The sequence below is a fragment of the Cohnella nanjingensis genome (assembly GCF_014212125.1).
In the GTDB taxonomy this organism is placed as follows: Bacteria; Bacillota; Bacilli; order Paenibacillales; family Paenibacillaceae; genus Cohnella; species Cohnella nanjingensis.
This window is the reverse complement of sequence record NZ_JACJVP010000079.1, coordinates 15,122-28,732: the sequence shown is the minus strand read 5'-3', so window position 1 is coordinate 28,732 and position 13,611 is coordinate 15,122. Positions and strand designations below refer to the sequence as shown.

Below are 13,611 nucleotides of genomic sequence, written 5' to 3'. Positions count from 1 at the left end.
GCCGCCTTGGCCTTGCGGACGGTTGCCTTGGTATCCGCCGCCGCCTTGGCCTTGCGGACGGTTGCCTTGGTACCCGCCGCCGCCTTGGCCCTGCGGACGGTTGCCTTGGTACCCGCCGCCGCCTTGGCCTTGCGGACGGTTGCCTTGGTACCCGCCGCCGCCTTGGCCCTGCGGACGGTTGCCTTGGTACCCGCCGCCGCCTTGGCCCTGCGGACGGTTGCCTTGATATCCGCCGCCGCCTTGGCCTTGCGGACGGTTGCCTTGGTACCCGCCGCCGCCCTGGCCCTGCGGACGGTTGCCTTGATATCCGCCGCCTTGGCCTTGCGGACGGTCGCTCTGTTGGCTAGACGCCGGGCGATCGCCGGCCGGAGCGGACGAACCGCTCTCTCCGGCCGCGGAACCGATTGGCGCAGACGCGGAAGACGCGTTCGCAGAAGCCGGTGCCGGCGCGGGAGCCGGCGGCGCCGGACGGGAAGCGACCGTAGCGGACTCTTCGCGGCGTCCGCCGCCTTGTTGGCCTTGACCTTGGCGCGCTTGGCCCTGTTCGCCGGACGGACGTCCGCCGTTCGGCTTGTTCTGCGCCATCTTGGCCGCCGCGTTGGCCTTCACGTCGCGGAAGAACTTCTCCACGGCGCCGACCATGCCGTCTTCCATGACGCTCATATGATTGTTCACGGGCAGGTTGACCCGCTTCAGGATCGTGATGACTTCTTTACTGCTCATGTTGAGCTGCTTGGCGTACTCGTACACCCGCAGCTTATCCTTGTTGTCGTTCGTATCTTGTTTATTACTCAATATTCTCCACCTCCGAATGTTGGACGAAGCCTTCGCGGATCATCTTGGCGAATCCCGGATCCGTTACGGCGAACAGCACGCGTTCAGGTTTGCCTACGGCGCCCCCGAGCTCGTACCGCGTATATCCGATCAGCAGCGGCACCCCATAGCTTTCGCATTTATCCGCCACTTTTTTGCGCGTATTGTCCGAAGCGTCCTCGGCGACCAAGACCAGTTTGGCTTCGCCGGCGCGGATCGCCTTGAGCACCGTCTCGTCCCCCGAGACGAGCTTGCCCGCGCGCATGGCGAGCCCCAGACGGGACAAAGCTTTATTCGTCGTCATCGTCCCCCGCCAGCTCCTTGTTCGCGATGAAGTCGTCTTCGACCTTTATGAAATCCGCCTCCAGCCGGTCGTAGATCTCGGGCGAGACGGGCGTCTTGAGCGCGCGTTCGAACGCCTTCGATTTTTTCGCCAGCTTAAAGCAGGAAGTTTTGCCGCACAGGTAGGCGCCGCGTCCCGGCTTTTTGCCGGTCAGGTCGATTTGGATGTCCCCTTGCGGCGAGCGGACGATGCGGATGAGCTCCTTCTTCGGCTTCATCTCCTGGCAGGCGACGCATTTGCGCTGCGGTATCTTCCTCGTTTTCAAAGGTTTCTCTCCCCCCCGTCCTCGCAACAGGCTCCCCTTAACCCTTACCCGGCGCTAGTCGATCGAGACGCTGTCCTGATGCATGGTGTCGCCGGCCGACTTCGGCCGGCCGTACTCCTGTTCGGCCTGCGTCTCGCTCTTGATGTCGATCTTCCAGCCGGTCAGCTTCGCGGCGAGCCGCGCGTTCTGGCCTTTGATCCCGATCGCCAGCGACAGCTGGTAATCCGGCACGATGACCCGCGCCATCTTCTCCGCTTCGAAGACGATGACCTCGAGTACCTTGGACGGGCTGAGCGCGTTCGCGACGTACTCTTCGACCGCCTCGGACCAGCGGACGATATCGATCTTCTCGCCCTTCAGCTCGGTGACGATCGTCTGCACGCGCACGCCCTTCTGCCCGACGCACGAGCCGATCGGATCGACTTCCGGGTTGCGGGAGTAGACCGCGATCTTGGAGCGGAAGCCGGCTTCGCGCGCCACGGAGCGAATCTCCACCGTACCGTCGAAGATCTCGGGCACCTCCAGCTCGAACAGACGCTTCAAGAGCCCCGGATGCGTCCGGGACAGGATGATCTGCGGGCCTTTGCTCGTGTTCTCCACTTTGGTGATGTAGGATTTGACGCGGTCGCCCTGCTTGAACTTGTCGGTCGGCATCAGCTCGGCGAGCGGCAGCGCGGCTTCTACTTTGCCCAGATCGACATACAGGTTCCTCAGGTCCATCCGCTGGATGATGCCCGTTACGATATCCTGCTCCTTGTCGACGAAAGCGTGATAGATCAGTCCCCGCTCGGCTTCGCGGATCCGCTGGGTCACGACTTGCTTCGCGGTCTGGGCCGCGATCCGCCCGAAGTCGCGGGGCGTCACTTCGATCTCCGCGATATCTTCCAGTTGATAGTGTGGATTAATGCTGCGCGCGGCATCCAGCGCAATCTCGAGCCGCGGATCGAGCACCTCTTCGACGACCGTCTTGCGCGCGTATACTTTGATCAATCCGGTGTTGCGGTTAATGTCGACGCGAACGTTCTGCGCGGTATTGAAATTGCGCTTATAGCTGGAGATAAGTGCCGCTTCGATGGCTTCGATCAGAACATCCTTCGCGATGCCCTTATCACGCTCGATTTCGGACAGCGCTTCGATAAACTCCATGCTCATGTCGGGTCTATTCCTCCTCTCGTGATTTAGAAAACGATGGCCAAGCGTGCTGAAGCCACTCTATCGTAAGGGATGGCGTGTCTGCGACGGCCGATGGTGATGTTCAGGACGCCGTCGTCGAAACTGTCCAGCCTACCTTCGAATTCCTTGGCGCCGTCGATCGGCTCGTACGTCGTCACATAGACGTGCTTGCCTACGGCTTTGGATACATCCTCAGGCTTCTTCAAGGGGCGTTCGGCGCCGGGCGAGCTTACTTCCAGGAAGTAGGCTTCCGTAATCGGGTCGGCCTCGTCCAGCTTGGCGCTTAAGAATTCGGAAATGCGGCCGCAATCGTCGATGTCGATGCCGCCTTCTTTGTCTACGAATACGCGGAGGAAATAATTGCTGCCTTCCTTCACGTACTCTACGTCCACGAGCTGGAAGCCGTTGTCGTCCAGAAAGGGCGTGACAAGCTGTTCCACGACGGACTTGATCTTTGACGTGCTCAAATTCGTTTGACCTCCCGATTGCTTCAAATGGATCGCCGCAGCCTTCCGTAACCTCATAAAGCCCAATGCAAAACGGAAAGAGTGGGTTTCCCCACTCTTCTGCAGACAGTGATATCCACATGATTACCAAAAATAATATACCATAACCGCAACTAGACTGGCAACGGATATTTTACCAAGACCGCCCGCCGGCGGCGCCGGACGGCCGCGTCAGAACAGCATCAGCTGATTCGACTCCGGCAGCCCTCGGAAGCAGCCCATGCCCGACAGCAGCTCGACGATCGTCTTGCTCGCCTTCGAGCGCTGCTGGAAGTCTTCCACGGACAGGTAGTCCCCGTCTTCGCGGGAGGCGGCGATCGCGCGGGCGGCATTCTCGCCGATGCCCGCGACCGCCGAGAACGGCGGGATGAGCGAATCGCCGTCGACGATGAAGCGCGTCGCGTCGGAACGGTACAGGTCGAGCGGCTTGACGCGGAAGCCCCGCGCCGTCATCTCGAGTCCCATCTCGAGGATGGAGATCATGCCTTTCTCCTTCGGCGTCGCCTGGAAGCCCTTTTCCTCGATCTCGATCAGCGTCTTCAGGATGGCGTCGTAGCCTTGGCAGAACAATTCGACGTCGAAGTCGGCCGCCCGCACCGAGTAGTAGGTCGCGTAGTATTGGATCGGATAATAGAGCTTGAAATAGGCCGTCCGAACCGCCGAGATGACGTAAGCCGCCGCGTGCGCCTTCGGGAACATGTATTCGATGCGGAGGCAGGAGTCGATGTACCATTGAGGCACGCCGCACCGCTTCATCTCTTCGATCCATTCGGGCGTGAGCCCCTTGCCCTTCCGCACGCTCTCGGTGATCTTGAACGCCAGCGACGCGTCCATGCCGGCTTTATAAATGAGGAAGAGCATGATGTCGTCCCGGCAGCCGATGACGGTCTTGATCGTGCAGGTGTTGTTCTTGATCAGCTCCTGCGCGTTCCCGAGCCAGACGCCCGTCCCGTGGGACAAGCCGGATATCTGCAGCAAGTCGGCGAACGACGACGGCTTCGTCTCTTCGAGCATCTGGCGGACGAAGCGGGTGCCCATCTCGGGTACGCCGTACGTCGCGACCTGTGTGCGAATCTGGTGCGGCTGCACCCCGAGCGCCTCCACCGAGTTGAACATGCTCATGACCTTCGGGTCGTTCATCGGGATCGTCGTCGGATCGACGCCGGTCAAGTCCTGCAGCATCCGCATCATCGTCGGATCGTCGTGCCCCAGAATATCGAGTTTGAGCAAGTTCGCATCGAACGCGTGATAGTCGAAATGCGTCGTCTTCCACTCGGCGCCCGTATCGTCGGCCGGGTACTGGACCGGCGTGATGTCCTCGACCTCGATATAGTTGGGTACGACGACGATGCCGCCCGGATGCTGCCCGGTGCTCCGCTTGACTCCCGTACAGCCGGCGGCAAGCCGGTTCAGTTCCGCACCGCGCCAGGACTTGCCATGATCCTCCTGGTACTTGCGAGCGTAGCCGAAGCCCGTCTTCTCGGCAACCGTGCCGATCGTCCCTGCCCGGAACACGTTCTTCTCGCCGAACATCGTCTTCGTAAAGTTATGCGCGTGCGGCTGGTATTCGCCGGAAAAATTCAAGTCGATATCGGGCACCTTGTCCCCTTTGAAGCCTAGGAACGTCTCGAACGGGATGTCCTGCCCTTCGCCCCGCATGATCGTGCCGCAATGCGGGCAAGGCTTGTCCTTCAGGTCGAAACCCGAAGGGACGCTGCCGTCCAGAATCCACTCGCTGTACCGGCATTCCGAGTTGCGGCACAGATAGTGCGCCGGCAGCGGATTGACCTCCGAGATGCCGAGGAACGTCGCGACGACCGACGAGCCGACCGACCCCCGCGAACCGACGAGGTAGCCGTCCTGGTTCGACTTTTTGACGAGCCGCTCCGAGATGAGATAGTTCGCCGAGAAGCCGTACTTGATGATCGGGATGAGTTCCTTCTCCAGACGCGCCACGACGACCTCGGGCAGCTCCTCGCCATACATCGCGCGAGCGGTCTCGTAGCAGGTGTTCCGGATCTCGTCGTCGGCGCCCTCGATGATCGGGGTGAACAGCTCGTCGGGGAACATCACGATATCCTCGAACCGGTCGGCCAGCTCGTTCGGATTGCGGACGACGACTTCCTGAGCCTTGTCCTTGCCGAGGAATGCGAAGGCGTCCAGCATCTCGTTCGTCGTGCGGAAGTGCGCGTCCGGCTTGCGCTGGTCCTTCAGAGGGCTGAAGCCCGTGATGCCGTGGATCGTAATGTCGCGGAACAGCTTGTCTCGCGGCTCAAGGTAGTGCACGTTGCCCGTGCCGATGACCGGCTTGCCGAGCCGTTCGCCGATGCGCACGATCTTGCGGAGCGCCTCCTCGAGTTCGGCGCGGCTGCCGACGAGTCCTTTGTCTAAGAGGTGCATATAGAAGTCGAGCGGCTGAATCTCGAGAATATCGTAGAAGCCCGCGACTTCGATCGCTTCCTCCTCGGATTTGTTCAGCACCGTCTCGTAGAACTCGCCCTTCTCGCAGCCGGAGACGATCAGCAGCCCTTCGCGCATCTCCATCAGCTTGCTGCGGGGGATGCACGGCACGCGGTGAAAGTATTGCGTATGCGACATGGAGATCAGCTTGAACAAATTCTTCTTGCCGGCCGCGTTCGTCATGTAGATCCCGCAGTGGAAAGGCCGCGTCGTCTTCCAGCTGTTGACGTTGACCTCGTTCAGCTTGTGCAGCTCGTTCACGCCCCGCTCCTGCGCGTCCTTCAGCAAGCCTTCGAGCACGCCGGCCAACGCGATCGTGTCGTCGATCGCCCGGTGATGATTCTCGAGGCTGACCTTGTAGAGCGCGGACAGCGTATTGAGCCGATGATTCTTCATCGTCGGATGAAGGTAGCGGGCCAGCTCCAGCGTATCCAGCGCCGGATTGTCGACGGGCGGCAACCCGAGCCGCTTGCAGTTCTCCTGGATGAAGCCGACGTCGAACCGCGCGTTGTGGGCGACGAGCACGGCGTCTTCGATGAAGGCGATGAATTCCTTCAGCTTCGGCTCGAGCTCCGGCGCGTCCTGCACCATCTCGTCCGTGATGCTGGTCAACTGTTGAATGTTGTACGGAATCGGCTCGTGCGGGTTGATGAAGGTCGAGAAGCGGCCGATCTCCTGTCCGCCTTTGACCTTGACGCCGGCGAGCTCGATGATCTTGTTCGCCGTGACCGACAGACCGGTCGTCTCGATATCGAAGACGACGTAGGTCGCGTCCGACAGCGATTGCTCGCGCGGATTCAGCACCATCGGAATGGCGTCGTTCACGACGTTCGCCTCGACGCCGTACATGACCTTGATCCCGTTCTTCTTGCCGGCCTTGGCCGCGTCCGGGAAGCAATGCACGTTGCTGTGGTCGGTGACGGCGATCGCCTTGTGCCCCCACTTCGCCGCCGTCTTGATATACGCGTCTACGGGGGTGACGGCATCCATCGCGCTCATCGTCGTATGCAGGTGGAACTCGACGCGCTTCTCCGCCGCCTCGTCTTTGCGCGGCTTGGGCGCGAGGACTTCCTTTACGTCGCTCGGCATCATGATGAGCTCCGGCGGGTTCAGGAAGCGGTCATATTCGACGCGGCCGCGCAGCTTCAGCCATTTGCCGTTCTCCAGAAGGCCGAGCATCTTGTTGTCTTCCTTCGTCTTGCCGAACATCTTGATCGTCAGGGAATCCGTATAGTCGGTGACATGAAACATGTACAAGGTGCTGCCGTTGCGCAGCTCCTTCACTTCCAGCCCGAAGACGGTGCCTTGGATCGTGACCTTCTTCTCTTCTTCCTTGATCGTCTCGATCGGCACCGGCGGGTCCTTGATCTCGTAGCCGTGCTGAAGCGTCTGCGGCGCCTCGCCTTCCGGCGCGGGCTCTTCGTCCGGGACGCTCTGCATCATCTGCTGCACGACTTCCCGCTCGGCATGGAGCTGCTTCTGCATGAACTCCTCGTAGATCTCCTGCCTGGACTCGCCGACGCCCACGCTCATCTTCACGCGGCAAGCGCGGCCGAACCGCTCTTCGAAGAAGCGCACCGCATGGCCGTCCACGTTTTTCTTCTTCGCCATCTCGAGCCCCATGCCGTCGAGCAGCGTCAGCAGCAGCAGCTCGCCTTCGGTCTCGGCGCGAGCCTTGGCGAGCCAGCCGTTGACCGACACGAACTCGCGCTGCATCCACTCGGTGAACAGCGGCCAATATTCGGTCAGCAGCACGCTCGTCGGCACCGAATCCGCATAGCGGATCCGCATGTCGATCGTCGCGAGATGGCCGAGCTTGGCCTTCAACCGCTCGCTGAAACCCGCGTAGACGGCCGCCGGAAGCATCGTCTCCTTCGCCAGATGGAACATCCATTGCTTGTTGGACCGGCTCACTTCTACTCTCTCTATGTATCCGTCGCGGAAATACCCGTCGATCCACTCGCCCGGAAGCTCCGCCTGCTGCAACAGCAACTCAAACCTTTTCCGCTGATCCGGCGTCGGTAGCATCTGTCTCGTCCTCCCTGTCCGCGAACCAAAAACAAAAGCTTCCGCGATAAGGCGGCCGGTCGACATGCGCCGAACGGCCGCAATTCCTCAGGAAGCTTAGCGATTCTCTTTCTCTTATTCTACCTGAACGGCTAGCGGTCATCAATAGACAAAGAACGACAAACGGACAGACTAAAGGTCCGTTCGCATCCATCCCAACAACGTATCGGAGACGATCCGCAGCTGCTCCACGCCCGAGATGGCGGGCTTTCCGTCTCCTTTCTGCGGGCCGTATGCGCCGAATTGCGCATGATTTCCGCCCGCGATCTGCACGTATTGGGTCTTAGCCGGCAGATGCCGCTTGTTGTTCGACCAAGCCTTGGCGTCGACGATCCGGTCGCGATCGGCCGCGATCTGCAGGACGGGCAGGCTTGTCCGGCTCAAGTCGCCGCGCTTGTCCGCGTAAGCGCCCAGGAGAAAAACGCCATCGAGCGACTGCGCATGCTCAGCCGCATACCAGGCCGCCATCGCGCCCCCAAGGGAGTGCCCGCCGATCACGAACCGTTCGCCGAGCTCGCCGCCGGCTAAGATCTCGTCGGCGCGATTGGCCGCCAGCACGGCGAGGTTAAAGGGCATTCGGACGATATAAGTGCGGTGCCCGGCCGCCGCCAGCCGATGCGCGAGCGGGGCGTAAGCCTCAGAGGCGACCGATGCGCCCGGATACAGGATCACCGTCGGCTCGGCAGGCTCGGTCAACGGTTCGAAGCGCAGCCATCGCTGGCCGATATCGACATACGCGCCTTCATGAGAACGCAGCGCCGCCTTGGCCTCGGGCGCCGGTCCCTGCTCCGCGAGCCGATAAAAAGTATAGAGGCCGATTGCCGCCGCGGCGAGCAGGCCGAACAAAATCAAGGCCGCGATTCGGACTGCGCGGCGTACGCGCCCGTCGGAAGCGGATCTTGTCACGTTTATCCCTCCTCAGCGATCGGACGGCCGTTTCGCGCGTTCACCCAACCTCAATAGTCGCGAAGGACCACAGGCTGGTACGTTTGGCTCTACCGACAAATATCAAGCGCGCTAGCCTTATTCTTCCCGTCAGCACGCGTCTCCACGCGATCGTCGATAAAATCGAAGCGCGAACGCGAAAATCCGACAGCAAAAGCCCCGCAACCTTATCGGTTGCGGGGCTTCCAAGCCGTGATGATCGCCGATTAGTAGGCGCGGGCGAATACGACCGTGTGCGCGGCCGCGTCGCCGCACACGAGACATTTGGTCTTGGTCTCGGCCGGCTCGAACGGGATGTTCCGGCTCGTCGCGCCGGTCTCTTCCTTGACTTGGCTCTCGCAAGCCTCGGAGCCGCACCAGCCCGCGAGCGCGAAGCCGCGCTTCTCCTCGAAGGCCGCCTTCAGCTCGTCCAGCGTCTCGACGGAGAAGAAGTGTTCGTCTCGGAACGTCTTCGCGCGCGCGAACATCTCGTCGTGTACGTCGTCCAGCATCCGCTGGACTTCGGCGACCAGGTTATCGAGCGGTACTTGCTTCTTCTCGCCGGTGACGCGGGAGACGAGCACGCAGACGCCGTTCTCCAAGTCGCGCGGCCCGAGCTCGAGTCGAATCGGGATACCGCGCATCTCGTATTCGTTGAACTTCCAGCCCGGCGAGACGTCGGAGCGGTCGTCGACGCGGACGCGGACGCCGGCGGCTTTGAGTTGCGCGTACAGCTCGTCCGTCTTCGCGATGACGGTCTCGCGCGTCTTCGGCGGTCCGATCGGGATCATGATGACCTGCGTAGGCGCGACCTTCGGCGGCAGGACGAGCCCTCGGTCGTCGCCGTGAACCATGATGAGCGCGCCGATCAGCCGGGTGCTCACGCCCCACGAAGTCGTATGGCAGTACTCCTGCGTGTTCTCGCGGCTCAAGTACTTGATATCGAACGCCACGGCGAACTTCGTGCCGAGATAGTGGGAGGTGCCCGCCTGCACGGCGCGTCCGTCCTTCATCATCGCTTCGATCGAGTACGTGTCGACGGCGCCCGCGAACCGTTCCGAAGGCGTCTTCTGCCCTTTGATGACCGGGATGGCCAGCACGCTCTCGACGAATTCGGTATAGACGTCGAGCATCTGCATCGTTTCCTTGCGGGCGTCGGCCTCGTCCTCGTGCGCGGTATGGCCTTCCTGCCAGAGGAATTCGCTCGTCCGCATGAACGGCAGCGTCCGCTTCTCCCAACGGATGACGTTCGCCCATTGGTTGATGAGCAGCGGCAGATCGCGATAGGAATTGATCCACTTCGCGTACATATGTCCGAACATCGTCTCCGAGGTCGGACGCACGGCCAGCCGCTCTTCGAGCACTTCGCCGCCCGCCTCCGTCACCATCGGCAGCTCGGGGTTAAAGCCCTCGACGTGCTCCTTTTCCTTTTGGAAGAAGCTCTCGGGAATGAGCAGAGGGAAGTAGGCGTTGCGGTGGCCGGTCTCCTTGAAGCGCCGGTCCAGGTCGCGCTGGATGTTCTCCCACAGCTCGTAGCCTTCCGGACGGAATACGATGCAGCCGCGCACCGGCGAATAGTCCATCAGCTCGGCTTTTTTGATGACGTCGATATACCAACGGCTAAAGTCTTCGCCCTGCGGCGTAATTTCGGTGACAAACGCTTTGTCCTTCGACATAACGGCTCTCCAACCCCTGACAACGTGAGAAATTTAAATGAATTATCCTTTGACCAACCGCAAAATATCGTTGTACGTGACGACCACCATCAGCAGCATCAGCATGGCGAACCCGATGAAGTGAACCAGGCTCTCGCGGTTCGGATCGATCGGCTTGCCGCGCACGGCTTCGATGCCGATGAAGATCAGGCGGCTGCCGTCCAGCGCCGGAATCGGAAGCAGGTTGAAGATCCCGAGATAGAGGCTGAGGATCGCGCCCCACATCGTCAGTTGGGTGATGCCCTGCTGGGCGATCTCCCCCGTAACCTGCGCGGTCCGCACCGGTCCGCCGAGATCGTCGATCTTGAATTCGCCGAAGATAAGCTTGCGGAACCCTTCCATGATCGTCTTGGTGCTGTCCACCATGGCGTTGCCGGCGAACTTGAGCGTCTCTCCGGCCCCCGCGCGGCGCATCTCCGGCACCGGATAGAAGCCCGCCTTGCCCGTCTTCTCGTCCGGCGTGATCGTCAACGGCACTTCCTTGCCGCCGCGCTCCACGATCCAATGCATCGGCTTGCCCGCCGAAGCGCCGATCTTCTTCACCAGCTTGTCGCTGTCTCCGGCGATCGGGTCGCCTTCGATGGAGACGATCAGATCGCCTTTCTTCAGACCCGCTTGTTCGGCAGGCGAGCCGGCGTTGACTTTGTTGACGAAGGTCTTGGTCACCGGCTCGACCGTCACGCCGGCCAATTGAATATAGACGGCGAACAGCACGAACGCGAGGATGAAGTTCATCATCGGACCCGCGAAGATGGCCATCGCCTTCTTGCCGGCGGTCGCGCTGCCGAACTGGCGGTCGACCGGCGCGATCTGCGTGTCGCGGCCCTTGGACAGGATCAGCGCTTGGCGATGAACCGGATAGCGCTGAATATCTCCGTCGACGTCCAGGGTCACGTGCAGGTCCCGCTCCAGGTCGATCGACTTGACTTCACCGCGGAGAATGTTCGTCCGCTCATCCAGCCGATCGAGATAGATGCGATTGACTTCGCCGTCCTTGATCCGAACGCCGATCGTCTGCCCCGGCTGCACCTCGACGACCTCGGGGTCTTCGCCCGCCATGCGCACGAATCCGCCTACCGGCAGGAGCCGCAGCGTGTAGCGCGTCTCTCCCCGCTTGATCGAGAACAGCTTCGGCCCGAAGCCGATCGCGAACTCCCTCACGAGCACGCCCGCCCTGCGGGCAAAATAAAAGTGTCCGAACTCGTGAATCGAGACGAGCACGAAGAAAACGAGAACCGTCAAAAATACGACCTGTACCATTTGCATGCTATACTACCCCCGTTGCCGGTAACGGCTGTCCTTAGATTAACATTATTCTCCGAGACGATACAAGAGAATACGGTCTGGCGACGGAACGGTAGCATTTTTAATAGCGGACGGTCCGGGCTTCCCCGCGCGCCCAGTCGTCGGCGGCCATGATCGCGTCCAGATCGGGCTCGCTCAGCGTCTCGTGCCGCGAGAGCGCCGATGCGATGATCGATTCGATGGCGAGGAACGGAATCTCGCCGCCGAGGAAGCGGGAGACCGCCACCTCGTTGGCCGCATTGAATACGGTCGGCGCGGTGCCTCCCGCGCGTCCGGCCTCGTAGGCGAGGCGGAGACAGGGATATCGTTCGAAGTCCATCGGGCGGAAGTGAAGCGCGCCCGCCTTCAGCAGATCGAGCGGAGACGCCGGGGAAGGCCGGCGCTCCGGATAGGTGAGCGCATACTGGATCGGCACCCGCATATCGGGGTTGCCGAGCTGCGCCATCACGCTCGTGTCGTCGAATTCGACCATCGAATGCACGATGCTCTCCGGATGCAGCACGACGTCGATCCGGTCGTAAGGAAGGCCGAACAGCCAATGGGCTTCCATCACTTCGAGGCCTTTGTTGGCCATGGTGGCCGAATCGATCGTGATCTTCGCCCCCATCGACCAGTTCGGATGGCGCAGCGCCTCCTCCACCGTGACCTGCGCGAGCTCTTCGCGCGAACGGTCGCGGAAGCTGCCGCCCGAGGCGGTGACCAGCAGACGCTTGACGGCGCGCCGATCCTCGCCGTTCAGGCATTGGAAGATCGCGGAGTGCTCGCTGTCGATCGGCAGCAGCGGGACGCCCCGATCGGCCGCGCGCTTCATGACGATATGGCCCGCGGTGACGAGCGTCTCCTTGTTCGCGAGCCCGATCGCGGCGCCGGATTCGATGGCCGCGAGCGTCGACTTGAGGCCGACGCTGCCCATGACCGCGCAGACGACGTAGTCGGCGCCGGCGCCGCCCGCCGCCTCGACCAGCCCCTCGTCTCCGTAGACGATCCGGGTCCCGGCCGGGAGACGCGTCCGGATCCGTTTGGCCAGTTCGCGGCTTCCGGCCGAGACGAGCTTCGGGCGGAAGGCGTGCGCTTGTTCGAGGAGCAATTCCACGTTCGAGCCGGCCGCGAGGCTGACCACTTCGTAGCGGTCCGGCTCGCGGGAGACGACGTCGAGCGTCTGCGTGCCGATCGAACCGGTGCTCCCGAGTACGGCCACTTTTCTCATAGGAAACGCATACCTCCGTTCGTATGTAGGTGCCAAACGGTTTAGTTGGGCAGGAGGCCGAGCAGATGAACGAGCGGGAAGACGATGAGCCAGCTGTCCGTCCGGTCCAGCACGCCGCCGTGTCCCGGAAGCAGGTTGCCCGAATCCTTGACGCCCCGAAACCGCTTGTACGCGGACTGGATCAGATCCCCGAGCTGTCCCGCGACGGCCGCGGCGAGACCGATCCCGACGGCGCGCCCGAAGCCCAGCCAATCCGGCCAGACGACGGCGAAGACGACCGCGACGAGCATGGCGATGAGGAGACCGCCGACGGCCCCTTCGATCGTCTTGTTCGGGCTGATCGCCGGCCAGAGCTTGGTCTTGCCGACGGCTCGTCCGACGAAGTAAGCGCCCGCGTCGGACGCCCAAATGCAGAAAAAGACTAACAGCGGCCAGAAGACGCCGTGCGGCAAGTCCCGGGCGACCGCCATATAGCGGAAGCCGAGTCCGATATAGAACGCGCCCAGGAAAAGCAGGCTCGCGTGCTCGAGCGTCAGCTTGTTCTTGCTGAAGACGGTCGACGCCAGCAGCGCGAACATCAGGAACCAAGCGACGACTTCGACCGTCGGCGTATGCCAGCCGAACGGCAGCTCCGGCATGGCCAGGATCAGCACGGCCGCGAATCCGGCCAGCACGTCCCCGCGCAGCGCCTTCTGCCCGTTCAGCTTGACGTATTCGCGGAACCCGATCAGCGCGAGCAGGACGAGCACTCCCGTGTAGTACCAGCCGCCGAGCCAGAGGAGCGCGAGGAAGCCGGCCCCGGCGATCACGCCGGTAACGATCCGTTGTCCCAT

General features: G+C 61.9%; 11 protein-coding genes. All 11 read right to left on the bottom strand.

Translation table 11 applies throughout. The features are described 5' to 3' along the window. Positions 1–795 (bottom strand): translation initiation factor IF-2 N-terminal domain-containing protein (locus tag H7C19_RS33340; RefSeq protein ID WP_185673408.1); only part of this gene is annotated, 795 nt, incomplete at its 3' end. Then, positions 788–1,117, bottom strand: coding sequence for a L7Ae/L30e/S12e/Gadd45 family ribosomal protein (locus H7C19_RS33335; RefSeq protein ID WP_185673407.1), 330 nt, complete (start codon positions 1,115–1,117; stop codon positions 788–790). The genes H7C19_RS33335 and H7C19_RS33340, both read right to left, overlap by 8 nt. Beyond that, positions 1,104–1,421 (bottom strand): RNase P modulator RnpM, encoded by a 318-nt coding sequence (rnpM, locus tag H7C19_RS33330; RefSeq protein ID WP_185673406.1) that lies wholly within the window; start codon positions 1,419–1,421, stop codon positions 1,104–1,106. The genes H7C19_RS33335 and rnpM overlap by 14 nt, the downstream gene beginning before the upstream one ends. Positions 1,422–1,475: 54 nt before the next feature. After that, positions 1,476–2,573 carry a transcription termination factor NusA gene (gene nusA, locus H7C19_RS33325; protein WP_185673405.1) on the bottom strand — a complete coding sequence of 366 codons (1,098 nt, stop codon included), beginning with the start codon at positions 2,571–2,573 and terminating at the stop codon, positions 1,476–1,478. Between the two features lie 26 nt (positions 2,574–2,599). After that, the gene (gene rimP, locus H7C19_RS33320) at positions 2,600–3,061 is read right to left on the bottom strand and encodes a ribosome maturation factor RimP (protein ID WP_185673404.1); all 462 of its coding nucleotides are present in this window, start codon (positions 3,059–3,061) and stop codon (positions 2,600–2,602) included. Positions 3,062–3,271: 210 nt separating this feature from the next. Further along, on the bottom strand, positions 3,272–7,588 hold the full coding sequence (locus tag H7C19_RS33315) for a PolC-type DNA polymerase III (protein ID WP_185673403.1): 4,317 nt from the start codon (positions 7,586–7,588) through the stop codon (positions 3,272–3,274). A gap of 171 nt (positions 7,589–7,759) precedes the next feature. Then, positions 7,760–8,533: an alpha/beta hydrolase gene (locus H7C19_RS33310; protein ID WP_185673402.1), complete on the bottom strand. Its 774-nt coding sequence runs from the start codon at positions 8,531–8,533 to the stop codon at positions 7,760–7,762. Between the two features lie 245 nt (positions 8,534–8,778). Next, positions 8,779–10,227 carry a proline--tRNA ligase gene (proS, locus tag H7C19_RS33305; protein ID WP_185673401.1) on the bottom strand — a complete coding sequence of 483 codons (1,449 nt, stop codon included), beginning with the start codon at positions 10,225–10,227 and terminating at the stop codon, positions 8,779–8,781. Between the two features lie 42 nt (positions 10,228–10,269). Continuing rightward, positions 10,270–11,532: an RIP metalloprotease RseP gene (gene rseP, locus H7C19_RS33300; protein ID WP_185673400.1), complete on the bottom strand. Its 1,263-nt coding sequence runs from the start codon at positions 11,530–11,532 to the stop codon at positions 10,270–10,272. A 100-nt stretch (positions 11,533–11,632) separates the two neighbouring features. Beyond that, entirely contained in the window at positions 11,633–12,778 is a 1,146-nt protein-coding gene (locus H7C19_RS33295) for a 1-deoxy-D-xylulose-5-phosphate reductoisomerase (RefSeq protein WP_185673399.1), read from the bottom strand. Between the two features lie 41 nt (positions 12,779–12,819). Next, on the bottom strand, positions 12,820–13,611 hold the full coding sequence (locus H7C19_RS33290) for a phosphatidate cytidylyltransferase (protein WP_185673398.1): 792 nt from the start codon (positions 13,609–13,611) through the stop codon (positions 12,820–12,822).